20 protein-coding genes and 2 tRNA genes are annotated in these 23,921 nt (G+C 59.3%); 19 read left to right on the top strand and 3 right to left on the bottom strand.

Features of this window, described 5'->3' with window-relative positions:
• Both B3Q33_RS12245 and B3Q33_RS12240 read right to left on the bottom strand, forming a co-directional pair.
• The coding region (locus B3Q33_RS12245) for an AAA family ATPase (protein WP_286827750.1) at window positions 1-808 on the bottom strand (808 nt) is incomplete at its 3' end.
• Window positions 809-843: 35 nt separating this feature from the next.
• Window positions 844-1,362: an RDD family protein gene (locus B3Q33_RS12240; RefSeq protein ID WP_272963387.1), complete on the bottom strand. Its 519-nt coding sequence runs from the start codon at window positions 1,360-1,362 to the stop codon at window positions 844-846.
• A 308-nt stretch (window positions 1,363-1,670) separates the two neighbouring features.
• On the opposite strand from B3Q33_RS12240, the gene hrcA reads away from it, so the two are divergent.
• From hrcA to greA, 9 genes are all read left to right on the top strand, one after another.
• Entirely contained in the window at window positions 1,671-2,720 is a 1,050-nt protein-coding gene (gene hrcA / locus B3Q33_RS12235) for a heat-inducible transcriptional repressor HrcA (RefSeq protein WP_272963386.1), read from the top strand.
• A gap of 251 nt (window positions 2,721-2,971) precedes the next feature.
• Window positions 2,972-3,586, top strand: coding sequence for a nucleotide exchange factor GrpE (gene grpE, locus B3Q33_RS12230; RefSeq protein WP_272963385.1), 615 nt, complete (start codon window positions 2,972-2,974; stop codon window positions 3,584-3,586).
• 121 nt (window positions 3,587-3,707) lie between these two features.
• A complete protein-coding gene (dnaK, locus tag B3Q33_RS12225; RefSeq protein ID WP_272974754.1) occupies window positions 3,708-5,642 on the top strand; it encodes a molecular chaperone DnaK in 1,935 nt (644 codons plus the stop codon).
• 119 nt (window positions 5,643-5,761) lie between these two features.
• Window positions 5,762-6,889: a molecular chaperone DnaJ gene (gene dnaJ, locus B3Q33_RS12220; RefSeq protein WP_272974755.1), complete on the top strand. Its 1,128-nt coding sequence runs from the start codon at window positions 5,762-5,764 to the stop codon at window positions 6,887-6,889.
• A 153-nt stretch (window positions 6,890-7,042) separates the two neighbouring features.
• Window positions 7,043-8,203: a hypothetical protein gene (locus B3Q33_RS12215; RefSeq protein WP_272974756.1), complete on the top strand. Its 1,161-nt coding sequence runs from the start codon at window positions 7,043-7,045 to the stop codon at window positions 8,201-8,203.
• 71 nt (window positions 8,204-8,274) lie between these two features.
• Window positions 8,275-9,102, top strand: a complete 828-nt coding sequence (gene dapB / locus B3Q33_RS12210; protein ID WP_272974757.1) for a 4-hydroxy-tetrahydrodipicolinate reductase — start codon at window positions 8,275-8,277, stop codon at window positions 9,100-9,102.
• Window positions 9,103-9,312: 210 nt separating this feature from the next.
• Entirely contained in the window at window positions 9,313-10,446 is a 1,134-nt protein-coding gene (gene carA, locus B3Q33_RS12205) for a glutamine-hydrolyzing carbamoyl-phosphate synthase small subunit (RefSeq protein WP_272974758.1), read from the top strand.
• A gap of 66 nt (window positions 10,447-10,512) precedes the next feature.
• Window positions 10,513-13,731 (top strand): carbamoyl-phosphate synthase large subunit, encoded by a 3,219-nt coding sequence (gene carB / locus B3Q33_RS12200; protein WP_272974759.1) that lies wholly within the window; start codon window positions 10,513-10,515, stop codon window positions 13,729-13,731.
• A 66-nt stretch (window positions 13,732-13,797) separates the two neighbouring features.
• Window positions 13,798-14,274 (top strand): transcription elongation factor GreA, encoded by a 477-nt coding sequence (gene greA / locus B3Q33_RS12195; RefSeq protein ID WP_035248404.1) that lies wholly within the window; start codon window positions 13,798-13,800, stop codon window positions 14,272-14,274.
• Between the two features lie 75 nt (window positions 14,275-14,349).
• Here greA and B3Q33_RS12190 read toward each other — a convergent pair whose 3' ends face one another.
• Window positions 14,350-14,664, bottom strand: coding sequence for a YhbY family RNA-binding protein (locus B3Q33_RS12190; RefSeq protein WP_035248405.1), 315 nt, complete (start codon window positions 14,662-14,664; stop codon window positions 14,350-14,352).
• A 157-nt stretch (window positions 14,665-14,821) separates the two neighbouring features.
• Here B3Q33_RS12190 and rlmE point away from each other — a divergent pair, with 157 nt between their 5' ends.
• The 10 genes from rlmE (at window position 14,822) to nusA (ending at window position 23,785) form a co-directional block, all read left to right on the top strand.
• Window positions 14,822-15,448, top strand: coding sequence for a 23S rRNA (uridine(2552)-2'-O)-methyltransferase RlmE (gene rlmE / locus B3Q33_RS12185; protein WP_272974760.1), 627 nt, complete (start codon window positions 14,822-14,824; stop codon window positions 15,446-15,448).
• 136 nt (window positions 15,449-15,584) lie between these two features.
• Window positions 15,585-17,492, top strand: a complete 1,908-nt coding sequence (gene ftsH, locus B3Q33_RS12180) for an ATP-dependent zinc metalloprotease FtsH (protein ID WP_198030663.1) — start codon at window positions 15,585-15,587, stop codon at window positions 17,490-17,492.
• Between the two features lie 12 nt (window positions 17,493-17,504).
• Complete coding sequence (gene folP, locus B3Q33_RS12175; protein WP_272963377.1) at window positions 17,505-18,359, top strand: dihydropteroate synthase; 855 nt, start codon at window positions 17,505-17,507, stop codon at window positions 18,357-18,359.
• A gap of 17 nt (window positions 18,360-18,376) precedes the next feature.
• Window positions 18,377-19,711 carry a phosphoglucosamine mutase gene (gene glmM, locus B3Q33_RS12170; protein WP_272963376.1) on the top strand — a complete coding sequence of 445 codons (1,335 nt, stop codon included), beginning with the start codon at window positions 18,377-18,379 and terminating at the stop codon, window positions 19,709-19,711.
• Between the two features lie 88 nt (window positions 19,712-19,799).
• Window positions 19,800-20,546, top strand: a complete 747-nt coding sequence (gene tpiA, locus B3Q33_RS12165; protein WP_035248410.1) for a triose-phosphate isomerase — start codon at window positions 19,800-19,802, stop codon at window positions 20,544-20,546.
• Between the two features lie 10 nt (window positions 20,547-20,556).
• Window positions 20,557-21,003 carry a preprotein translocase subunit SecG gene (secG, locus tag B3Q33_RS12160; RefSeq protein ID WP_272963375.1) on the top strand — a complete coding sequence of 149 codons (447 nt, stop codon included), beginning with the start codon at window positions 20,557-20,559 and terminating at the stop codon, window positions 21,001-21,003.
• A 14-nt stretch (window positions 21,004-21,017) separates the two neighbouring features.
• A tRNA-Leu gene (locus B3Q33_RS12155) sits at window positions 21,018-21,103 on the top strand.
• A 428-nt stretch (window positions 21,104-21,531) separates the two neighbouring features.
• Window positions 21,532-21,608 (top strand) — tRNA-Met (locus B3Q33_RS12150).
• Window positions 21,609-21,781: 173 nt separating this feature from the next.
• Window positions 21,782-22,237, top strand: a complete 456-nt coding sequence (gene rimP / locus B3Q33_RS12145; protein WP_035248411.1) for a ribosome maturation factor RimP — start codon at window positions 21,782-21,784, stop codon at window positions 22,235-22,237.
• A 39-nt stretch (window positions 22,238-22,276) separates the two neighbouring features.
• Window positions 22,277-23,785: a transcription termination factor NusA gene (nusA, locus tag B3Q33_RS12140; protein WP_035248412.1), complete on the top strand. Its 1,509-nt coding sequence runs from the start codon at window positions 22,277-22,279 to the stop codon at window positions 23,783-23,785.
• Window positions 23,786-23,921 lie beyond the last annotated feature (136 nt).

The raw sequence follows: 23,921 nt of genomic DNA, 5'->3' as shown, positions 1-23,921 counted from the left end.
CGGTGTCGGCGATGGTGGCCAGCCCTTCATCCTGGTTGCGAGCCTCGTCCAGCCAGTGGCTGACCTGGCTGAGATGATCGTTGCAGGTGCCGTCATCGCCTTCATAAAGGGCGTTGAGAGACTGCTGGCAGGTGCGAATCAGGCTTTCCGCGTTGCCCAGACGCTGCTGTTCCTGCTCCAGCTGTTCCAGTTCGCCGTCCTGCAGGGCCAGGGCGTCCAGCTCTTCCAGCTGGAAACGCAGCAGCTCTTCTTTTTCGTTTTGCTCGCGGGCCTGATTCAGGGCGTCGTCGTGGGCGCGGCGGGCCTTTTGCCAGTGGCGCCAGTGTTCGCGCACGGTGTTGGCCAGATCGCGGGCGTCGGCAAAGTTGTCGAGCAGCTGCCGATGGGCTTCTTTCTTCATCAGAGCCTGGTGTTCGTGCTGGCTGTGGATGCTGATCAGTCGCTCACCCAGCTCTCGCACTTCCGCCAGCGGGGTGGGGGTGCCGTTTACATAGGCCCGGGAGCGACCATCGGCACGCACGGTGCGGCGCAGCAGGCACTGGTCATCATCATCCAGCTCCCGATCGGCCAGCCACTGGCGGGCGGCCGGGTTGTCGCTGACATCAAAGGTGGCGAGCACTTCCGCCCGGTCGTGGCCGTGGCGGACAATGCTGGAGTCGGCCCGGTCGCCCAGGGTCAGGCCCAGGGCATCGATGATCACGGACTTGCCCGCCCCGGTTTCCCCGCTGATCGCGGTGAGGCCGTTTTCCGGCTCCAGTTCCAACTGGTCCACGGTGGCAAAGTGACGAACGCTCAGATGGGTCAGCATGGTATCTCTCCGAAACGGGCGAGTCAGTGTGACGATTAGCGGGTGGCAGGGACCTGTATCACCTGGGTGCCAGCCAGCAGATCGTGCAGGCAGCGGCGATCACTGCGGAAAATCAGCAGCGGATCGACCAGCATGACCAGGTTGATGCCGGGCACCTGTGCCAGCACATGGAACAGTAGATAGCGCAGGCCGTAGAGTTTGCCGGGGGGTACGTCCAGCTGCTCCATGCCGATGATTTTCATGCCCAGCAGCCACTTGCCGATGGTCTGCTGGCGGTTGAACAGCAGCCAGCCCTGCAGGGCCAGGAATATCACTTCACCGACAATGAACCAGACCAGGGTGGCGGTCAGGTCGAGTGCGCCATTGTTGGCCATCATGTCCGCCCAGGTGCCGGAAAAGAACACGATAGGGCCGATAATGGCGAGCTGGACCAGGCCGTCGATCAGGGCGCCGAAAAAGCGGTACCAGCGGCTGGCAAGCTCCGGGTTGTCCGGGGTCGGGCGATTCTGCACGTCGGCGGCGGGGCTCTGGTAGGGGTTGTTGCTGTCGGTCATGGTGACGTCCTTGTTACGATAACTGTTCTTTTGGGCAGTGTTTCTAATCTTAGGGGATTCCGGGCGCCAGTGTAAGCCCCCGATAAACTCCGAACGAGAAGGCTATGTACCTGAATCCGTGGCTTCATCGCGGCGCCTGACGCAAGCCTTTGCCGTCACAGAACATTTTCTTCAGTCGATCGTATTCCCTGATACGACGCTTGTTCAGAAAATTCCCTGTGACAACAAATTCTTACGCCATGCATCCACGCTGAAGTCACGGATTCAGGTATATAATGTCCCACTGGTTTTCTGGTACATATACCGCTATGACGAAGCTGGATCTGAACGAACGCAAACAACGATTGCTGATGGCGCTGGTAGAGCGCCATATCCGCGATGGTCAACCGGTGGGGTCCAAGACCCTGGCTTCCGGCAGTGGGCTCACCGTCAGTCCGGCCACCATCCGCAATATCATGGCGGAGCTGGAAGATCTCGGTGTACTGACCAGCCCCCATACTTCCGCCGGGCGGGTGCCCACGGAGCTGGGTTACCGGCTGTATGTGGACTCCCTGCTGGCGTCCAGTGTCATGGAGCGCCCGGGCAACCGCTCCCTGAAAAAGGAACTGGGCCAGTTGCTGGCGCCGGAGCAGTCGCCCCAGGAGCTGATTGCCCAGGCATCGCGAACCCTGGCGGAGCTGACCCGCATGGCCGGGCTGGTGGCGGTGCCGCGCCGGGAGGTGACGACTCTGAGGCAGGTGGAATTCTTGCCGTTATCGGGCAAGCGAGTGCTGGTGGTACTGGTGGTCAACCGCTCCGAGGTGCAGAACCGCATCATTCATACCGACCGGGATTACGATGAGGTGGAGCTGCGTCAGGCGGCCAACTACATCAATCACACCTATGCGGGCTGTGATCTGAACAGCATCTGCGACGGGCTGCTTAACACCATGAATGCGGATCGAGCACAGATGGATGTGCTGATGCAGACGGCGGTTGCCGTGGCCGGCAAGGCATTGCGCACGGAGCAGGAGGATTCGGACTATGTGGTGTCCGGCGAGTCCAACCTGCTGAAGTCCGCAGAAGCCGACAATATCGGTCAGTTGCGCAATCTGTTCGATGCCTTCAGTCACAAGCGCGACATTCTGCACCTGCTGGAGCGCTCCATGAAGGCGGACGGGGTACAGATCTTTATTGGCCGGGAGTCCGGCTTTCAGCCGTTCGAGGACTACTCGCTGATCTCGGCCCCCTACCGGGCAGACAATGGCCCGGTGGGCGTCCTCGCCGTGGTCGGTCCCACTCGTATGGACTACGAAAAGGTCATCCCTACCGTGGATATCACCGCCAAAATCCTCTCGGCGGCCCTAACCCAGCTATAAACCGAATTGATAGTTGATAATGGATAATTGATAACGGCGCGGCCCCGGCTTTATTGATTTCAGGGGGTAAAGGGCTCGAGAGGGCCATGGGCGCGGCTTCCAGGATGCCTATGGCACCAGATCATCCCGCGCGCTATCAATTTCCATTATCAATTGTCCATTGCCCCTCTCCCCCCTTGAATCCTCGCCATCCGCTCCCATATATTTGCCCGCTTTCCTGGAAAAGCCCGGATTGGGATGTGGAGTAGAGAATGAGTGATCAGGAAAAAGACCCTAAAAACGCCGAGCCGCAGGTAGAGACTGCCGAAGAGCAGCAGGCGGCAAAGGAGGCTGAGGCGGCCCAGGCTGATGCCGCGCCAGAAGAGCCCTCAGCGGCACAAGAGCCTTCTACGGAAGAAAAGCTGGCTGAGGCAGAAGTCGAGCTGGCCAAGGTCAAGAAAGCCCTGAGTGAAGCGGATATCCGCGCTCAGGCGGAAATCCAGAATGTGCGCAAGCGCGCCGAGCGCGACGTGCAGCACGCCCGCAAGTTCGCCCTGGAGAAGTTTGCTGGCGATCTGCTGAGCGTGGCGGACAACCTGGAGCGCGGCCTGGCCGCTCTGGATGCTAACGACGACGCCCTGCAAGGTGCCCGTGAAGGTATCGAGCTGACCCTCAAGTCGCTGCTCGATGCGTTTGCCAAGTACAACCTGGAGCAGATCAGCCCGTCTGACGAGCCGTTCAACCCGGAATTGCACGAGGCCATGACCATGGTGCCGGTGCCCAATGTGGAGCCCAACACCGTGATCGACGTGTTGGAGAAGGGCTACCAGCTCAATGGTCGCCTGATCCGCCCGGCCCGCGTCATCGTCAGCAAGGCGGCTGAGTAAAAAGCGGTACTGGCCCCTTGAAACGGCGCGCAGCAGCGCCATATAGATGCCAGACGAATTAACAATTCAACTGCCTGGGTCGCCGAAAGGGGCCCGGCTGGTGTGAAGGAGAACGAGAGATATGGGTAAGATTATCGGTATCGACCTGGGTACGACCAACAGCTGTGTGGCCGTGCTGGAAGGTGATAAAGCCAAGGTTATTGAAAACGCTGAAGGCGCGCGTACTACGCCGTCCATCATCGCCTACACCGACGACAAGGAAACCCTGGTCGGTCAGTCTGCCAAGCGTCAGGCGGTGACCAACCCGGAAAACACCCTGTACGCGGTGAAGCGCCTGATCGGCCGTCGTTTTGACGACAGCGTCGTTCAGAAAGACATCAAGATGGTCCCCTACAAGATCACCAAGGCCGACAATGGCGACGCCTGGGTGGAAGTGAAGGGCGAGAAAATGGCGCCGCCGCAGATCTCTGCGCAGGTGCTGAAGAAAATGAAGAAGACCGCGGAAGATTACCTGGGTGAGGCCGTTACCGAGGCCGTGATCACCGTGCCCGCGTACTTCAACGATTCCCAGCGTCAGGCCACCAAGGATGCCGGTCGCATCGCCGGTCTGGACGTGAAGCGCATTATCAACGAGCCCACCGCGGCCGCCCTGGCCTATGGCCTGGACAAGAAAGGCGGCGACCGCACTATCGCGGTTTACGACCTGGGTGGCGGTACCTTCGACATCTCCATCATCGAGATTGCCGAAGTGGATGGTGAGCACCAGTTTGAAGTGTTGGCCACCAACGGTGACACCTTCCTGGGTGGTGAAGATTTCGACCTGGCGCTGATCAACTTCCTGGCAGATCAGTTCAAGGCAGATTCCGGCATCGACCTGGGCGGCGATCCGCTGGCCATGCAGCGTCTGAAAGAAGCGGCCGAGAAAGCCAAGATCGAGCTGTCCTCCGTCGAGCAGACCGAAGTGAACCTGCCGTACATCACTGCAGACAGCACCGGCCCCAAGCACCTGGTGGTGAAAGTGACCCGTGCCAAGCTGGAATCCCTGGTGGGTGATCTGGTTAGCCGCTCCCTGGAGCCGTGCAAGACTGCACTGACTGATGCGGGCGTAAAAACCGCCGATATCACTGATGTGATTCTGGTGGGTGGTCAGACCCGTATGCCGATGGTGCAGAAGAAAGTCACTGAGTTCTTCGGCAAAGAGCCGCGCAAGGACGTGAACCCGGATGAAGCGGTTGCCATGGGCGCTGCCATTCAGGGTGCGGTACTGAGCGGTGATGTCACCGACGTACTGCTGCTGGACGTGACCCCGCTAACCCTGGGTATTGAAACCATGGGTGGCGTGATGACGCCGCTGATCGAGAAAAACACCACGATTCCGACCAACGCGTCGCAGGTGTTCTCCACGGCGGATGACAACCAGACCGCAGTGACCGTGCATGTACTGCAGGGTGAGCGTAAGCAGGCGGCTCAGAACAAGTCGCTGGGCCAGTTCAACCTGGAAGACATTCCACCGGCCCCGCGCGGTATGCCGCAGATCGAAGTGACCTTCGACATCGACGCCAACGGTATTCTGCACGTGGGCGCGAAAGACAAGGCCACCGGCAAAGAGCAGACCATCCAGATTAAAGCCTCCTCCGGTCTGTCCGACGAGGAAGTGGAACAGATGGTGCAGGACGCCGAAGCTCACGCGGACGAAGACAAGAAGTTCGAAGAGCTGGTGCAGACCCGCAACCAGGCGGATCACTTGGTGCACGCCACCAAGAAGACTCTGGAAGAAGCCGGTGACAAGGCCACCGACGAAGAGAAGGAAGCCATCACCAAGGCCGCTGACGAGCTGGAAGAAGCCGCCAAGGGCAGCGACAAGGACGACATCGACGCCAAGATCAAGGCGCTGTCTGAAGTGTCTGCGCCGTTGGCCGAGAAGCTCTACGCCGAACAGGCGCAACAGGCTGAAGGCGCGGCTGATGCCGGCGCGGGTGCCGAGCAGCAGAAAGCGTCCGGTGATGACGTAGTCGACGCCGAGTTTGAAGAAGTGGACGACGACAAGAAGAAGTAAATCGTCGGACATCCCGGTGCCGCGCTAAGGCGCGGTAGCCGGGAGATCCGCGCAACTTCTTTATTGCCGGCGCCTTGCCGGCGTTTTTGTGTGACGGGACTGATTCAAAAAGGCCCACTATGTCCAAGCGTGATTATTACGAAGTGCTGGGAGCATCAAAAGATGCCAGCCAGCAGGATCTGAAAAAGGCCTATCGGCGCCTTGCCATGAAATACCATCCGGATCGCAATCCGGATGACCAGGAAGCCTTGGCCAAGTTCAAGGAAGCCAAGGAAGCCTACGAAGTGCTCTCCGATGAGCAGAAGCGTGCTGCCTACGACCAGTTCGGCCATGCCGGCGTAGATGGTCAGGCGGGCGGCGGCGGAGCCGGTGGCTTCGGCGGTGGCGGTTTTGGTGACATCTTCGGCGATATTTTCGGCGATATCTTTGGTGGCGGCGGTGGTGGTCGCCGTGGCCCGGCCCGCGGTGCCGACCTGCGTTATACCCTGGAGCTGTCTCTTGAGCAGGCCGTGCGTGGCTGCGACGAGAAAATCCGCGTGCCCACCTGGGATAGCTGTGAAGTCTGCCATGGCAGTGGTGCCAAGGAAGGCTCTCAGCCGGTGGCCTGTAACACCTGTGGCGGCATGGGCCAGGTGCGCATGCAGCAAGGTTTCTTCACCGTGCAGCAGGCCTGTCCTACCTGTAAGGGCGAAGGACGTGTCATCAAGAATCCCTGCACCAGTTGTGGTGGTCAGGGCCGGGTGCAAAACACCAAGACCCTGTCGGTGAAAATCCCGCCGGGTGTGGATACCGGTGACCGCATCCGCCTGGCCGGCGAAGGCGAAGCGGGTATGCATGGCGCCCCCGCCGGCGACCTGTATGTGCAGGTGGCGGTGCGCGAGCACGACATCTTCCAGCGTGATGGCGCCAACCTGTTCTGCGAAGTGCCGATCAGTTTTGTCGATGCCAGCCTGGGCGGCGAGCTCGATGTGCCGACCCTGAATGGCAAGGTGAAACTGAAAGTGCCCGCGGAAACCCAGAGCGGCAAACTGTTCCGCTTGCGCGGCAAGGGGGTAACCCCGGTACGCGGTGGCGGTCCGGGTGATCTGCTCTGCAAGGTGGTGATCGAAACGCCGGTGAAACTGTCCGGTGAACAGAAAGACTTGCTGCGTAAATTCCAGGAGTCCCTGGAAAGCGGTGGCAATCGTCACAACCCGCGCAAGAGCAGCTGGTTTGAAGGGGTGAAGCGTTTCTTCGACGCTAAATAACCTCTGAGCCCAGCGTCATCCAAAGAAGCCCGGTGCATATTGCCCGGGCTTTTTTGTGTTTATCAGCCGATAGTCTGAAATTTGGCCACTGGCGTTGCCGCTTTAACATCGCCTGCGATATTGTGCATAAAAACAACAATAACAGAGGTAATCATGACCACGCGGCGACTGGCAGGGATGCTGGGGGGTATGTTGTGTTGTCTTCCCCTTTCTTTATATGCGGGGCCTGTGGATCAGGCTCACGAGCGGGCACGTGCCACCTTTGCCCAGAAGGCGCCGTTGGAGCTGGATGCGCAGGTGCTGGACACGCCCTGGGTGCCGGCGCCGTTTGAGGCGTCTTCCTATACCTACACCTATGATGACATTCGCCAGTCCTGGCCCGACTTTATGCGGGGCCTGCGGATACCGTTTCCGTCGCCGGACTATCTGGAGGCGCGCTATCAGCGTTTCCCTTCCCTTTATCGTGATCTGCATTACCAGGATGAGAATTGGGAGCAGCACAGCCGTAATGTGCTGGAGGTGTGGCAGGCCTTTTTCCGTGGGGACTTCCGCCATGCCCGTGAGCTTGGCAAGCGCTATGGCGGCTATGCCCGGGTGCCGGGGCTGGTAGCGCAGATTATTTATGCCACTTATCTGGCGCCGAGCCACACTCAAAAGCAGCAGCTGCTGCAGGAGGCCATTAACGAGATGGCCTGGTTTGGTGAGCAGGTGGCAATTCTGCCGAGCGAGAAGGGCCTGACGGCGGATTACTGCATGCTGCGTCTCGGCTTTGGCTATGCGGTGGCGCGCTTGGCGGAGGATGAGTCGGTGCCGGCCACCCTGCAACGCAACTATGCGGCCATGGTGATTAATGCGGCCACCGAGATTCTGGCGGTGGAGCCGGAGCATCCGTTAGCGCTGTCACTGAGCGCGGCCTTTGAGGCCAATGTGCTGCGCCGGGTGGGCAAGGCGGCGGGCAGGCTGACCCTGGCGGCAGACAGTGAGGATGCCACGCAACCTTTTGAGACATCGCTGGTGGCGGTGCCGGATCTGGCGATTGTTCGCTATGAGTATGCCAACAGTCTGCTTTATACCTATCAGGAGGCATCGGCGGAGCAGGCGCTGGCGCAATTGCAGGCGGCGGCCGACATGCCGGCGCGCTTTGCCATGGAGTGGCTGGATCGGGCCTATGCCCGCAAGCGGCTGCAGGAAGTGCAGGCCTGGCGTGACAGTGGCATGAGCTTCAAGCGGTTTGACCGCAAGCGGCGCAAGTTCATGCGCAAGGAGAACATCAATCTCTACGCGGTGACCCGGCCGCCCTTTCTGGTAGACTAGCGGCCTTCAATCGTTTTGCTGTGGTGGGGCTCAAAGGGCGCCTGCCACGGTGCCATTTCCAAGGAAGTAGCATGAAAGTAGGCATTATCGGTGCGGCCGGTCGCATGGGCCGGATTCTGATCGAGGCCACTCTGGCCAACCCGGATACCACTCTGGCAGCGGCGGTGGACGTGCCCGGTTCCAGCCTGATCGGTGCCGATGCCGGTGAGCTGGTGGGGCAGGGTGCCAGTGGTGTGATGCTGGCGGATGACCTGGGCAAGGTGGTCAACGATGCCGATGTGTTTATCGATTTCACCGTGCCGGAGGCCACTGCCCGCAATGTGGAAGTGTGCCGTGCTGCGGGTACCAAGCTGGTGATCGGTACCACCGGGCTGGATGACGACCAGAAGGCCGCCCTGCGCACCGCCAGTGAAGACATCGCGATCTGTTTTGCGCCCAACTACTCCATCGGCGTGAATCTGTGCTTCAAGCTGCTGGAAACCGCCGCTCGGGTGATGGCGGAAGAGGCCGATATCGAGGTGATTGAGGCCCATCACCGTCACAAGATCGATGCACCCTCCGGCACCGCCCTGCGTATGGGGGAGGTGGTGGCGCAGACCCTGGGGCGCGACCTGAACGAATGCGCCGTCTATGGGCGTGAGGGCCGTACCGGTGAGCGCGATCGCCAGACCATCGGTTTCGAGACCATTCGTGCCGGGGATATTGTCGGCGATCACACCGTCATGTTCGCCGCAGACGGCGAGCGGGTGGAAATCACCCACAAGGCTTCCAGCCGTATGGCCTTTGGCCGCGGGGCGGTAAGGGCTGCGGCCTGGCTGGCAACCCACGATAAGGGATTGTTCGACATGCAGGATGTGCTTGGCCTGGCGGGTGAAAGCGCCGGCTGGGGCAAGGCCTGAAAAAGCCGGCGGGCTGCCAGCGGTCGGTTGCACCGAGCAAAGGGTGACATTTGCCCGCTGAGGCCCTAAAATAGCGCGCAGCCCGTGATGGGCGTGCGGGGCACTGATGACGAATTTCATGAAAAAGCGAGGTGGAGCAATCCATCTCGCTTTTTTGCGAATGTGCCCTGCCGCATATCTCCCTATATTCTTACCAGCCTGGAGGTTGCGTTGACGGTTCCCGCCATTCTCGCTCTTGAAGACGGAAGCATCTTTCGGGGTGTTGCTATCGGTGCCACGGGTCAGACCGTGGGTGAAGTGGTGTTCAACACTGCTATGACCGGCTACCAGGAGATCCTGACGGATCCCTCCTACGCCAAACAGATTGTGACCCTGACCTATCCGCATATCGGTAACACCGGTGTGACGCCCGAGGACGAAGAGTCCGCCCAGATCTGGGCGTCCGGCCTGGTGATTCGCGATCTGGCCATGACGGTCAGCAACTGGCGTAGCCAGCAGTCCCTGCCGGACTACCTGCGCGATAACAATATCGTGGCCATTGCGGAGATCGATACCCGCCGCCTGACCCGCATCCTGCGCGACAAGGGTGCCCAGAACGGCTGCATCATTGCCGGCGATAACCTGGATGAGGCCAAGGCACTGGAAGCGGCCAAGGGCTTCCCGGGTCTGAAGGGCATGGATCTGGCGAAGGAAGTCACCGTCAGTGAAGCCTATAGCTGGACCGAGTCCACCTGGGATCTGGAGAAGGGTCACACTGAGGGCGTCGACAGCCGCTTCCATGTGGTGGCCTACGATTACGGCGTCAAGCGCAACATTCTGCGCATGCTGGTCGAGCGTGGCTGCAAGCTCACGGTGGTGCCGGCGCAAACCCCGGCCGCTGACGTGCTGGCCATAAATCCCGATGGCATCTTCCTGTCCAACGGCCCGGGTGACCCGGAGCCCTGTGACTACGCCATCGAGGCCATCAAGGAGATCGTTGCCACCGGCAAGCCGGTGTTCGGTATCTGCCTGGGCCATCAGTTGCTGGCGCTGGCCAGCGGGGCGAAAACCATGAAGATGGGCACCGGCCACCACGGTGCCAACCACCCGGTGAAAACCCTGGCCGACGACACGGTGATGATTACCAGTCAGAACCATGGTTTTGCCGTGGATATGGACTCCCTGCCGGAGACTCTTAAGGTCACCCATGTGTCCCTCTTCGATGGCACTTTGCAGGGCATTCATCGCACCGATGTGCCGGCGTTCAGCTTCCAGGGTCACCCGGAAGCCAGCCCGGGCCCGCGAGATTGCGCGCCGCTGTTCGATCATTTCATCGAACTGATGGAAGCGAAGAGCCAAAAGTAAGCCAGAGCCAGACCCGGCATCGCCGGGTCCCTGATGCAGCCATTTACGTCTGACGGTTAGTGAACTATGCCGAAAAGAACTGACATACAAAGCATTCTCATCATTGGCGCTGGCCCGATTGTCATCGGCCAGGCCTGTGAGTTTGACTACTCCGGTGCCCAGGCCTGCAAGGCCCTGCGTGAAGAGGGTTTCCGGGTCATCCTGGTGAACTCTAATCCGGCCACCATCATGACCGACCCGGCCATGGCCGATGCGACCTACATCGAGCCGATTACCTGGCAAACCGTGGCCAAGATCATCGAGAAGGAGCGTCCGGACGCCCTGCTGCCCACCATGGGCGGACAGACCGCCCTGAATTGCGCGCTGGATCTGGACAAGCACGGCGTGCTGGCCGAGTTCGGTGTGGAAATGATCGGCGCCACCCAGGATGCCATCGACAAGGCGGAAGATCGGCACCGTTTCGACCAGGCCATGAAGGCCATTGGTCTGGAGTGCCCGCGCTCTGCCATCGCCCACAACATGGAAGAGGCCAATGCGGCCCTGGAAGATCTGGGCTTTCCCTGCATTATCCGGCCCAGTTTCACCATGGGCGGTTCCGGTGGCGGTGTTGCCTATAATCGGGAAGAGTTTGAAGAGATCTGCCAGCGCGGTCTGGACCTGTCGCCCACCAACGAGCTGTTGATCGACGAGTCCCTGCTGGGCTGGAAAGAGTACGAGATGGAAGTGGTCCGCGACAAAAAGGACAACTGCATCATCGTCTGCTCCATCGAGAACTTCGATCCCATGGGTGTGCACACCGGTGACTCCATTACCGTGGCCCCGGCGCAGACGCTCACCGATAAAGAGTTCCAGATCATGCGTGACGCCTCTCTGGCGGTACTGCGCGAGATCGGTGTGGAAACCGGCGGGTCCAACGTGCAGTTCGGGGTCAACCCGGACAACGGCCGCATGGTGGTGATCGAAATGAACCCGCGGGTAAGCCGCTCCTCGGCGCTGGCCTCCAAGGCCACCGGTTTCCCGATCGCCAAGGTGGCCGCCAAGCTGGCGGTGGGTTACACCCTGGACGAGCTGCAGAACGAAATTACCGGCGGCAAGACTCCGGCCTCCTTCGAGCCCTCCATTGATTACGTGGTTACCAAGATTCCGCGCTTCAACTTCGAGAAGTTCGCTGAAGCAGACGCCGTCTTGACCACTCAGATGAAGTCCGTAGGCGAAGTGATGGCCATCGGCCGTAACTTCCAGGAATCCGTTCAGAAGGCATTGCGTGGCCTGGAAACCGATTCCGTCGGCTTTGATCCCAGTGTGGATCCGGCTTCACCGGATGCCCGCGAGCAGGTGGCCCAGTTGCTGGCCACTCCGGGTCCGGAGCGGATCTGGATTGTCGGGGATGCGTTCCGTGTCGGTATGACCGTGGATGACATCTTCAATATCACCAAAATTGATCACTGGTACCTGGTGCAGATCGAAGACCTGGTGCGCACCGAGCAGCAGCTGGCGGCCACCACCTTTAGCGATCTGACCCGCGACAGCCTGTATGCGCTCAAGCGCAAGGGCTTTTCCGATGCCCGCCTGGCACAGCTGCTGGGCGTCAAGGAATCCGACGTGCGCGGCAAGCGTGACGAGTTCGGCGTACAACCGATCTACAAGCGGGTGGACACCTGTGCGGCGGAATTTTCCACCGATACCGCCTACATGTACTCCAGCTATGATGAAGAGTGCGAGTCCAACCCGTCCGACCGTGACAAGATCATGGTGATCGGCGGTGGCCCCAACCGGATTGGTCAGGGCATCGAGTTCGATTACTGCTGTGTGCACGCCGCCTTCGCCATGAAGGACGACGGTTACGAGACCATCATGGTCAACTGTAACCCGGAAACCGTGTCCACCGATTACGACACGTCTGATCGCCTGTACTTCGAGCCGGTGACGCTGGAAGACGTGCTGGCCATCGTCGCCAAGGAAAAGCCCAAGGGTGTGATCGTGCAGTATGGCGGCCAGACGCCGCTGAAACTGGCGCGCGCCCTGCAGGCCGCCGGCGTGCCGATTATCGGTACCCCGCCGGATGCCATCGACGAGGCGGAAGACCGCGAGCGCTTCCAGCTGATGGTTAACAAGCTTGGTCTCAAGCAGCCGCCCAACCGTACTGCCCGCTCCATGGAAGACGGTGTGCGTCTGGCGGAAGAAATCGGTTACCCGCTGGTAGTGCGTCCCTCCTATGTACTGGGTGGTCGCGCCATGGAAATCGTTTACAGCGAGGCCGAGCTGCGTAACTACATGATGAACGCGGTGTCCGTGTCCAACGACTCGCCGGTATTGCTGGACCGTTTCCTGGATGACGCCATCGAAGTGGATGTGGATGCGGTCTGTGACGGCACCGATGTGGTTATCGGCGGCATCATGCAACATATCGAGCAGGCCGGTGTTCACTCCGGTGACTCCGCCTGTTCCCTGCCGCCGTATTCCCTGGGTGAAGAGGTGCAGAATGTGATGCGCCAGCAGGCGGCAGACATGGCGCTGGAGCTGGGCGTGATCGGCTTGATGAATGTGCAGTTCGCGGTCAAGAGCGGCGAGGTGTATGTTCTGGAAGTGAATCCCCGTGCATCACGGACCGTGCCTTACGTGTCCAAGTGCATCGGTGTGTCCCTGGCCAAGGTAGCGGCTCGCTGCATGGCGGGTACCAGCCTCAAGGAACAGGGCTTCACTCAGGAAATCAAACCGCAGCATTACTTCGTGAAGGAAGCGGTGTTCCCGTTCGCCAAATTCCCGAAAGTAGATCCCATCCTCGGCCCGGAAATGAAATCCACCGGGGAGGTAATGGGTGTCGGCGCTACCTTTGCCGAAGCGTTTGGCAAGGCGTCTCTGGGCGCGGGCGAAGCCCTGCCGGAGAAGGGAACTGCCTTTATTTCGGTGCGTGAAGTGGACAAGTCGGCAGCTATCGAGGTGGCGCGCATGCTGATCGAGCGTGGCTTCAATCTGGTGGCCACTCGCGGTACCGCCAAGGTAATTGCCGACGCCGGTCTGGATGTGAAAGTGGTCAACAAGGTGCTGGAGGGGCGTCCGCACATTGTGGACATGATCAAGAACGACGAGGTTGCCCTGATCGTGAACACCACTGAGGGCAAGCAGGCGATCCGTGATTCCTTTGCGATTCGCCGCTCTGCTCTGCAGCACCGGGTGTTTTACACCACCACAATCACCGCCGCCCACGCGGTGTGTCAGGCGCTGGGAATCAGCGGCGAGCCCACGGTTCGGCGCCTGCAGGATTTGCACGCACAAATGCAGTAAATCGTCCCATGGGGCGCTCGGAGCCGAGTGCTCCGGGCGGTTTTCATGGATTAGACGAGGATGACTATGCAACGCATACCGATGACCGCCAAGGGTGCAAAGGCCCTGCGCGAAGAGCTGGAAAAGCTGAAAAGAGAAGATCGTCCGCGCATTACCGCAGCCATTGCCGAGGCCCGCGAGCACGGTGATCTGAAGGAAAATGCGGAATACCACGCGGCTCGCGAGCAGCAGGGTTTTTGTGAGGGGCGCATCAACGAGATCGAGTCCAAGCTCGGCGCGGCCCAGATCATTGATATCACTGAGCTGACGCATACCGGCAAGGTGATTTTTGGCGTTACCGTGACCATCATCGATGTGGATACCGACGAACAGAAGGTGTACCAGATCGTGGGTGACGATGAAGCCAACATCAAGCAGGGCAAGCTGAGCGTCAATTCCCCCATCGCCCGTGGTCTGATCGGTCGTGAAGAAGGGGATGTGGTGCAGATCGATACCCCTGGTGGTACCCGGGAGTATGAGGTCGACAAGGTCGAGCACATCTGAGTTGCAAGGCAAAAGAAAAGGCGACGTTAAACGTCGCCTTTTTTATGTGCTCTGTGTGAAATCAGCCGATGGCATTCACGCGTCCTGATAACGCAGGATGTTGGATAATTTCGGGTTCGGCTTCTGCGCAGGCCGGTAGAGTAGCGCGATGTTGCCGATGCGCTGAATCAGCTCGGCGCTGCCTTTGTCGCTTAGGGCCTGAACGATGGCTGCCCGGTCATCGCGGGTTTCTGCATTGACCTTCACCTTGATCAGTTCGTGGTCTTCCAGGCGCAGGTTGAGCTCCTCGACGAAGGTCTCGGTGAGGCCCTTGCCGCCGAAGATCAGTACGGGTTTGAGGTGGTGGCCAATACGGCGCAGCCGTTTGATGTCCTGTTGAGATAGCGGCACGGTGTGGCTCCAGAGCTGCAGGGTGTCGCCAGCAGGGCAACACAAAATGAGGGAATGTCCGGGCTGTCCCGGCGATGGGCGTATTCTACGGGTTAGCAGGGTGAAAAGCAGCCGTTAAGCAAGGCAGCGGCAAAGCGGATTGAAGAGGTGATCTCTGATGGCGAAATCGAGCCGTTCCAAAACCAGCAAGGCCTGGCTCAAGGAGCATTTCAGCGACCAGTGGGTGGCAAAGGCCCAGGCAGAGGGTTATCGCTCCCGTGCCAGTTTCAAACTGCTGGAGATGAACGAGAAAGACCGCCTGTTCCGGCCCGGCATGACAGTGCTGGATCTGGGGGCTGCGCCGGGTGGCTGGTCCCAGGTGGCGGGCCGGCTGATGGGTTCACACGGCACTGTCATCGCCAGCGATATCCTGCCCATGGATGCCCTGCCGGATGTGGCCTTTATTGAAGGGGATTTTCGCGAAGACGCCATCTATGAGCAAATCCTTGCGGCGCTTGGGGATCGCAAGGCAGACCTTGTAATGTCCGACATGGCCCCCAATATGAGTGGTAACAAGGGCGTGGATCAGCCGCGGGCCATGTATCTGGCCGAACTGGCACTGGATATGGCCGAGCGGGTGCTGGAACCGGATGGCCAGTTTCTGGTCAAGGTATTCCAGGGTGAGGGGTTTGATGAGTACCGGCAGCTGCTGTTGCAGCGTTTTCACCGGGTAGTCAGCCGCAAGCCGGCCGCCAGCCGTGCCCGTTCTACTGAGGTGTATCAGCTGGCCAGTGGTCTGAAATGAGCTGTAAAAAAGCCGTGAAATGGCGCTTTTGCTGTCCGAACCGGCATTACGCAGGGTTCGGCAAATGGTGTAAGGTGTAAGTTCGTTAGTGTGCGCGTGAAGCGCCCGGAATTGATCGAGGTCTCCCTTGAACGACATGACCAAGAATATTGTGCTGTGGCTGGTTATTGCCGGCGTACTTTACGTGGTGGCATCCAGCATCAGCACTCAGCCTGCTTCAACCAGTATCCCCTACTCGGATTTTATTTCTCGGGTAGAGAGTGGTGACGTGCAGGAAGCCAAGATCGGCGAAAGCGCGATCACTGGCACCTACAAGGATGGCAGCCAGTTCAAGACGGTGAAACCGCCGACACTGGATACCAACCTGATGCCTACGCTGATCCAGAACAAGGTGAATGTGGTAGGTGTGGAGCCCGAGCGTCAGGGTTTCCTGATGCAGTTGTTCCTGTCGGTACTGCCGATCCTGATTATTCTGGCGATCTTCATCTTCTTCATGCGCCAGATGCAGGGTGGTGGTAAAGGCGGCGGCGGGCCGATGACCTTCGGCAAGTCCAAGGCCAAGCTGCTCGGCGAAGACCAGATCAAGACCACCTTTGCCGATGTGGCAGGGGTGGAAGAAGCCAAGGAAGAAGTGCAGGAGCTGGTCGAGTTTCTGCGTGATCCGGCGAAATTCCAGCGCCTGGGCGGCAAGATTCCCCGCGGCGTGCTGATGGTCGGTTCGCCCGGTACGGGTAAAACCCTGCTGGCCAAGGCCATTGCGGGGGAGGCCAAGGTGCCTTTCTTCAGCATTTCCGGCTCTGACTTTGTGGAAATGTTTGTGGGTGTTGGTGCCAGCCGTGTCCGTGACATGTTTGAGCAGGCCAAAAAGCATTCTCCCTGCATCATCTTCATCGATGAGATTGATGCGGTGGGCCGTTCCCGTGGCGCCGGTGTCGGTGGCGGCCACGATGAGCGTGAACAAACCTTGAACCAGCTGCTGGTGGAAATGGACGGGTTTGATGGCAATGAAGGCATCATCGTCATCGCTGCCACCAACCGCCCCGACGTGCTGGATCCGGCGCTGCTGCGCCCGGGTCGTTTCGACCGCCAGGTAACTGTGCCATTGCCGGATATCCGTGGTCGCGAGCACGTACTCAAGGTTCATATGCGCCAGGTGCCAATCTCTGAAGACGTGGATCCCAGCGTGATTGCCCGCGGCACCCCCGGTTTCTCCGGTGCAGATCTTGCCAATCTGGTCAACGAAGCGGCGCTGTTTGCTGCCCGTGCCAACAAGCGCATGGTGTCCATGGAGGAGTTCGAGAAAGCCAAGGACAAGATCCTCATGGGCGCGGAACGTCGCTCCATGGTGATGAGCGAGAAAGAGAAGCTGAACACGGCTTATCACGAGGCGGGTCACGCCATTGTTGGCCGTCTGGTGCCCGAGCATGACCCGGTCTACAAGGTGAGCATCATTCCGCGCGGTCGTGCGCTGGGTGTGACCATGTATTTGCCAGAAGAAGATCGATATTCCCAGTCCAAACGCGGTCTGGAATCCTCCATCTGTTCGCTCTACGGCGGGCGTCTGGCGGAGGAAATGACGTTGGGCTTTGATGGCGTGACCACTGGTGCCTCCAATGATATCGAGCGTGCTACCAAGCTGGCTCGTGCCATGGTGACCAAGTGGGGTCTGAGCGAGAAGCTGGGGCCGCTGGCCTACGAGGAAGAAGAGGGTGAGGTCTTCCTGGGCAAACAGATGTCCCAGCGCAAGAGCATGTCCGAGCAGACCGCCGAAGAGATTGACCGTGAAGTGCGGGCGATCATCGACAGCTGCTATGGTCGCGCCAAGCAGATTCTTGAGGACAACCGAGACAAGCTGGATCTGATGGCGGAAGCGTTGATGCAGTACGAAACCATCGACGCCAACCAGATCGAGGACATTATGACCGGCCATAAGCCGCGCCCGCCGAAAGACTGGCGTGATCAGGGTCCAGGGAATGGTACCGCTGCCAGCGGTGACAAGGAGCCGGGCGATGATGCCATCGGCGGACCTGCCAATACCCATTGATCCCTCTGATCCATGATTGAAACGCTGACCTGTGGGGCGCGGACACTAAACCTGTCCGCGCCTGTCGTTATGGGGATACTCAACGTAACCCCTGACTCCTTTTCCGATGGTGGCCGCTTTACCGAGCGGGATGCCGCCCTTCGCCAGGCCGAGCAGATGCTGGTGGACGGGGCGGCCATCATTGATGTGGGTGGCGAGTCTACACGCCCCGGCGCAGCGCCGGTTTCCGAACAGCAGGAGCTGGACCGGGTGGTCCCGGTGGTGGAGGCGCTGACGGGTGAGCTCGGCGCCCTGGTGTCCGTGGATACCAGCACTGCGGCAGTGATCCGTGATGCTGCTGCTGCCGGTGCCGGCATGATCAATGATGTGCGCGCCCTGCGCCGCCCCGGCGCGCTGGAGGCTGCGGCAGCCAGCGAATTACCGGTCTGTCTGATGCATATGCTGGGTGAGCCCGGCAACATGCAGGATGATCCCCGTTATGGGGATGTTACCGCCGACGTGATCGATTTTCTGCGTCAGCGTGTCGCCGCCTGCGAGCAGGTTGGCATTCCCCGTGAGCGACTTCTTGTCGATCCGGGCTTTGGCTTTGCCAAGACCGTGGCGCACAATCTTACCTTAATGAATGAAATGGCCGCGTTGCAGGAACTGGCGCTGCCGGTCCTGATTGGTATTTCGCGCAAGTCCTTGTTTGGCAAGCTGCTGGACCGGGACGTGAGTGAGCGATTGCCGGCCAGTCTGGCGGCGGCGGCCATCTGTATTGAACGCGGAGCAAAGATTGTCCGTGCCCATGATGTGAGGGAAACCGTGGATGTGGTGCGTTTCGCCCACGCCGTGAGGCAGTCAGGCGACAGTCATCGTATAAAATAACCGCACAAGGAGTAGTCATGGCGCGTAAGTATTTCGGGACGGATGGCGTGCGAGGCACGGTGGGGGAATTCCCCATTACCCCGGATTTCGTGCTCAAGCTGGGCTGGGCGGCCGGCAAGGTGCTTGCCGCCCATGGTGGCAGCAAGATTCTGATCGGCAAAGACACCCGTATCTCCGGCTACATGTTTGAATCGGCCCTGGAGGCCGGCATTTCTGCCGCCGGTGTCGATGTGCGCCTGCTCGGGCCCCTGCCAACACCGGGTATTGCCTACCTGACCCGCACTCTGTCGGCCCAGGCCGGGATCGTTATTTCCGCTTCTCATAATGCCTATACCGATAATGGCATCAAATTCTTCGGGGCGGATGGGCGCAAGCTCAATGATGAGATTGAGCTGGAAATCGAGCGCCTGCTGGACGAAGACATGTCCGTGGTCGCCACTGACCAGATCGGCAAGGTACGTCGCATCGATGATGCCCGTGGCCGTTATATCGAATTCTGCAAGAGCACCGTGCCGGGTCTGAATCTGAGTGGCATGAAGATCGTGGTCGATACCGCCAACGGCGCGGCGTACCACATCGCGCCGGATGTGTTCGAGGAGCTGGGGGCCGAAGTGGTGGCCATGGCCAATACTCCGGACGGTTTCAATATCAACCGTGATTGTGGTTCCACCCATCCGGAAAAGCTGCAGCAGCGAGTACTGGACGAAAAGGCGGATCTGGGGGTTGCCCTGGACGGTGATGCGGACCGGCTGATCATGGTCGATCATACCGGCAAGCTGGTGGATGGTGACCAGCTGCTGTTCGTGGTGGCCCGGGATCGCAAGGAAAGCGGGGCGGACATGCCCGGTGTGGTCGGCACCCTGATGTCTAACTTCGGTTTGGAGCTGGCACTGCAGGCGCAGGGTATCGAGTTCGTTCGCGCCAAGGTGGGTGACCGCTATGTGATGGAGCAGCTCGATCAACGTGGCTGGCTGATCGGCGGCGAATCCTCAGGCCATCTGGTCTGTCTCGATTGTACCTCTACCGGCGATGGCACAGTCTCTGCCCTGCAGGTGCTGGCGGCGCTATCCCGCCGTGACCAGAGTCTGGCGGATGCATTGGCGGATGTAGCGTTGTTGCCGCAGACCATGATCAATGTGCGCGGCTCCAGCCGTGACGGTTTTATGGATAAGGCAGAAGTGAAGGCTGCCATGGCAGGCGTGGAAGACAAGCTGGGCGGCAATGGCCGGATTCTGCTGCGGCCCTCCGGTACCGAGCCACTGGTGCGGGTGATGATCGAGGGCAAGGATGCGGATCAGGTGGCTAGCCTGTGCCGGGAACTGGCCGATGTGGTGGAAAAGGCGATTGCCTGATAACGCTGGCTGCCTGGCGCCGGACGTGGGGATGGCAAACGTCATACTCCGTCAGGCGTCAGGCATTTTTATATCCAAGGAATAACAGATGAAATCAAGAACACCGCTGGTTGCCGGCAACTGGAAAATGAACGGACGGCAGGATTTGCTAGCCGAGATGGCGCAAGTTTTGGCTGGCTATGACGGTGCGGCGGAGGTGGTGATCTGTCCGCCTTATCCTTATCTGGCAGCGGCGAGATCCGTTTTGCCGGCGACCATTGGTGTGGGCGGGCAGAATCTGAGCGATCAGGATGATGGTGCTTTCACCGGGGAGGTGTCCGCTCCGATGCTGGCGGAGGTGGGTTGTGGCTACGTGATTATTGGCCACTCCGAGCGTCGCGCGCTGTATGAAGAGACTGATGCGCTGATCGCCGCCAAGTTTTCCCGGGCTCAGGCTGCCGGCCTTGTGCCAATCCTCTGTGTGGGTGAAACCCTTGAAGAGCGTGAGGCTGGTGATACCGAAGCCGTGGTGTGCGGGCAGCTGCAGGCCGTCGTGGATGCGGTGGGTATTGCCGCTTTCGACAGAGCGGTAGTGGCGTATGAGCCGGTATGGGCTATCGGCACCGGCAGAACCGCCAGCCCGGAACAGGCCCAGGAAGTACATGCTTCCCTGCGGAAGTCTCTGGCCCAAAACGATAAGGATATCGCTGAATCGCTGTGCTTGCTTTACGGCGGCAGTGTAAAGGCGGATAATGCCGCCCTTCTGTTTGCCCAGTCAGACATCGATGGGGGTCTGATAGGCGGGGCATCGTTAACAGCCGACAGTTTTATTGCTATCTGTCAGGCGGCGGAATAATAGAGTCATTATGGATATTGTTGTTCATGTAGTGCATGTGCTGGCGGCCCTTGGCCTGATTGGGCTGGTGCTGATCCAGCACGGTAAGGGTGCCGATGCCGGCGCTTCTTTCGGTGGTGGCGGTTCCCAGACTGTATTTGGCAGTGCCGGGTCGGCTAACTTTCTGACTCGCGCCACGGCGATGCTGGCGGTGGTGTTCTTCATCACCAGCATGGGACTGGCCTGGATGGCTCGTCAGGAAGCTGAGGGCGTGCGCAGTTTCCTGCCGGAACTGGAAACCCTCGAGCAGCAGGAAGATGATGTGCCGGCTGCTCCGGCGGATTCCGACGTGCCAGCGACCATGTCTGAAGTGCCGGTTGCATCCGATGATGCTCCGGCACAAAAAGAGGTTTCAGATGTGCCGCAAGCTGGGGTAGAATCCCCGGCCCCGGCTGAAGTGCCTCAGTCGGAGCAGTAACGAAAGCGTTCTTTGCCGAAGTGGTGGAATTGGTAGACACGCTATCTTGAGGGGGTAGTGAGCTTCGCTCGTGCCGGTTCAAGTCCGGCCTTCGGCACCAATTTGGAAATGAGATCCGCTGGCGGATCTCGGTGTAACCCGGTCTGGTGGTGCTAACTCTCCGATCGGGCGCGATGAAAGTGGTTTTTCATCGCTCCATGGCATGGCGCAACGTGGTTTTTTTGTGGCGCTTTCCGGTTGATTTCTGCGGCGACGAGCAGCAGAGAGCAGTCCCGGCAGCGCAGATGCCATGGTGTTTGCGGGCGCAGTCTGGAGTTCGCTCCCGGTCGTGCTAAGGCAGCGAAAAGTAAATGTTTTTTTCGCGATTGCCTTGACAGAGTGAGCGCCTCTAAGTACTATTTGCGCTCGATATTTGAGGCGGGTTGAACGCTTGGATTAGCAAGATTCAACCAGCTGGAACCGAAAAGATTTACACTCACCAGAATGTAAATCGAGTGCCGAGGGGCGCTAAAGGTTCAACGGTTTTATTGCGGGGTGGAGCAGTCTGGTAGCTCGTCGGGCTCATAACCCGAAGGTCGTAGGTTCAAATCCTGCCCCCGCTACCACTTAGAGGAATCAGTCAAGGCTGGTTCAAAGCGGACAAAAGGCCCCTCTAGCAGGGGCCTTTTGTTATCCGCAGCAGTGGAATGGGCGGTGGATGTGCGGTCGATTGCATGGCTTCCTTGCAGTCACTGTAATGTCCCCAGGCCCATTTTTTGTTTGTACTGTCGGAAAGGACATGTCGAAACGCGTAGAACAATTAACGGAGCTGCTGGCTCCGGTCGTTGAAGACTTGGGCTTCGTGCTTTGGGGTATTGAACATATCCAGGGGCGCGGGGCTGTTTTGCGTGTGTATATCGACCATGAAGACGGTATTTCGGTAGATAATTGCGCGGCGGTGAGTCACGAAGTCAGCGGCGTGCTGGATGTGGAAGATCCAATTCCCGGCGAATATAACCTGGAAGTGTCCTCGCCGGGCATGGATCGGCCCATGTTTGATATTGCGCAATATGCCGACTACATCGGTGAAGACGTTCAGCTGAAGTTGCTGGCGCCGGTGTCTGGCAAGCGTAAAATGACGGCGGCCATTGTGGCCGTGGATGGCGAAACGCTGGTGGTGGAGCTTGATGGCGACACCCTGCGTATTCCTTACAGTCAGGTAGATCGTGCCCGGTTGCAGCCTCGCTTCGACTGAGCACGCCCTGAAGAACTTTGTCTTTGTAAAGGCCTGGCCATGAACAAAGAGATCCTGCTGGTAGCGGAAACCGTATCAAACGAAAAAGGCGTCAGCCGTGACGTGATTTTCGAGGCCATCGAGCTTGCTCTGGCGGCCGCTACCAAAAAACGCTTTAAGGAAGAAGACGTGGAAATTCGCGTGGATATCGACCGGGTATCCGGCGATTCTCGCACCTTCCGCGTATGGCACGTGGTGCCCGATGAAGAGCTTTACGAATTCGGTAAGCAGCTGACCCTCGATGAAGCCCATGAACAGGATACGTCGCTGCAGATCGGCGACACCTGGGAAGAGGAAATCGAATCCGAAGCCTTTGGTCGTATCGGTGCCCAGACAGCCAAGCAGGTCATCGTGCAGAAAGTGCGCGAAGCCGAGCGTCGCCAGATCATCGAAGAATATCGTGATCGCATTGGTGAGCTGATCAGCGGCATCGTCAAGAAAGCCAGCCGGGATTCCATCGTTCTGGATCTGGGCGGCAACGCGGAAGCGCTGATCACCCGTGAGCACATGATTCCCCGCGAAGCGGTGCGTCAGAATGACCGGATTCGCGCTTACTTGCTGGGCGTGAACGAAGAAAATCGTGGCCCACAGCTGTTTGCAAGCCGTGCCTGCCCGGACATGCTGGTTGAGCTGTTCAAGATTGAAGTGCCGGAAATCGGTGAAGAGCTGATCGAGATCAAGGGCGCAGCCCGTGATCCCGGCTCGCGCGCCAAGATCGCCGTGAAAAGCAACGACCAGCGTATTGATCCGGTTGGCGCTTGTGTCGGTATGCGCGGTGCTCGCGTCCAGGCCGTTTCCAACGAGCTGGCCGGTGAACGTATTGATATCGTCCTGTGGGACGACAACCCGGCGCAACTGGTGATCAATGCCATGCAGCCGGCGGAAGTGGCTTCCATCGTAATGGATGAAGAAAGCCATTCCATGGATATTGCGGTGGAAGATGAATCCGCCCTGGCCCAGGCCATTGGTCGCAGTGGTCAGAATATCCGTCTGGCCTCTGAGCTGACTGGCTGGGAACTCAACGTCATGACTCTTGACGATGCCCAGAACAAGCAGGAAGAGGAAGCCGCCCAGGCCCTGGAAACGTTCATGAAAGAACTGGACGTGGATGAGGATGTGGCCGGCATTCTGGTGGATGAAGGCTTTACCACCCTGGAAGAAGTGGCCTATGTGCCTGAAGAAGAGATGCTCGCTATCGACGGTTTCGATGAAGATATTGTCGAAGCACTGCGTCAGCGTGCCAAGGATGTCCTGCTGACCAAAGCACTGGTATCCGAAGAGAGATTTGAACTGGCCGAGCCTGCTGAAGATCTTCTCAACATGGATGGCATGGATCGTGACCTGGCGGTGGAGCTGGCGTCCCGTGGCATCGCCACTATGGAAGACCTGGCCGAACAGGCGGTGGATGATCTGATGGAAATCAGTGGCATGAGCGAAGAGCGTGCCGCCGAGTTGATCATGACAGCCCGGGCTCCCTGGTTCGCCGATGAAGGCGAAGCCGGAGCCTGACAGCCTTTATTAGTTCTGGCGGATTAGACGCGGGCACCAACAGCAGGGTGTTGAAAAGGCCACAAGGTGCTTTTCAAGTTATCTTCGCGGTACGGTCCGCAAAGATAAGCACACAATGCGCTGACCGGAATGTGCC

The organism is Alcanivorax sp. UBA3183 (genome assembly GCF_002364155.1).
GTDB classification, from domain to species: domain Bacteria; phylum Pseudomonadota; class Gammaproteobacteria; order Pseudomonadales; family Alcanivoracaceae; genus Alcanivorax; species Alcanivorax jadensis.
This window is presented reverse-complemented; position numbering and strand designations above follow the sequence as displayed.

Bases quoted from the DNA above. Each gene is read 5' to 3' on its own strand.
- tpiA (WP_035248410.1), top strand. From the start codon at position 19,800: ATGAAATCAAGAACACCGCTGGTTGCCGGCAACTGGAAAATGAACGGA.
- glmM (WP_272963376.1), top strand. From the start codon at position 18,377: ATGGCGCGTAAGTATTTCGGGACGGATGGCGTGCGAGGCACGGTGGGG.
- rlmE (WP_272974760.1), top strand. From the start codon at position 14,822: ATGGCGAAATCGAGCCGTTCCAAAACCAGCAAGGCCTGGCTCAAGGAG.
- nusA (WP_035248412.1), top strand. From the start codon at position 22,277: ATGAACAAAGAGATCCTGCTGGTAGCGGAAACCGTATCAAACGAAAAA.
- hrcA (WP_272963386.1), top strand. From the start codon at position 1,671: ATGACGAAGCTGGATCTGAACGAACGCAAACAACGATTGCTGATGGCG.
- folP (WP_272963377.1), top strand. From the start codon at position 17,505: ATGATTGAAACGCTGACCTGTGGGGCGCGGACACTAAACCTGTCCGCG.
- B3Q33_RS12215 (WP_272974756.1), top strand. From the start codon at position 7,043: ATGACCACGCGGCGACTGGCAGGGATGCTGGGGGGTATGTTGTGTTGT.
- B3Q33_RS12240 (WP_272963387.1), bottom strand. From the start codon at position 1,362: ATGACCGACAGCAACAACCCCTACCAGAGCCCCGCCGCCGACGTGCAG.
- ftsH (WP_198030663.1), top strand. From the start codon at position 15,585: ATGACCAAGAATATTGTGCTGTGGCTGGTTATTGCCGGCGTACTTTAC.
- greA (WP_035248404.1), top strand. From the start codon at position 13,798: ATGCAACGCATACCGATGACCGCCAAGGGTGCAAAGGCCCTGCGCGAA.
- dnaK (WP_272974754.1), top strand. From the start codon at position 3,708: ATGGGTAAGATTATCGGTATCGACCTGGGTACGACCAACAGCTGTGTG.
- carB (WP_272974759.1), top strand. From the start codon at position 10,513: ATGCCGAAAAGAACTGACATACAAAGCATTCTCATCATTGGCGCTGGC.
- dapB (WP_272974757.1), top strand. From the start codon at position 8,275: ATGAAAGTAGGCATTATCGGTGCGGCCGGTCGCATGGGCCGGATTCTG.
- dnaJ (WP_272974755.1), top strand. From the start codon at position 5,762: ATGTCCAAGCGTGATTATTACGAAGTGCTGGGAGCATCAAAAGATGCC.
- grpE (WP_272963385.1), top strand. From the start codon at position 2,972: ATGAGTGATCAGGAAAAAGACCCTAAAAACGCCGAGCCGCAGGTAGAG.
- secG (WP_272963375.1), top strand. From the start codon at position 20,557: ATGGATATTGTTGTTCATGTAGTGCATGTGCTGGCGGCCCTTGGCCTG.
- rimP (WP_035248411.1), top strand. From the start codon at position 21,782: ATGTCGAAACGCGTAGAACAATTAACGGAGCTGCTGGCTCCGGTCGTT.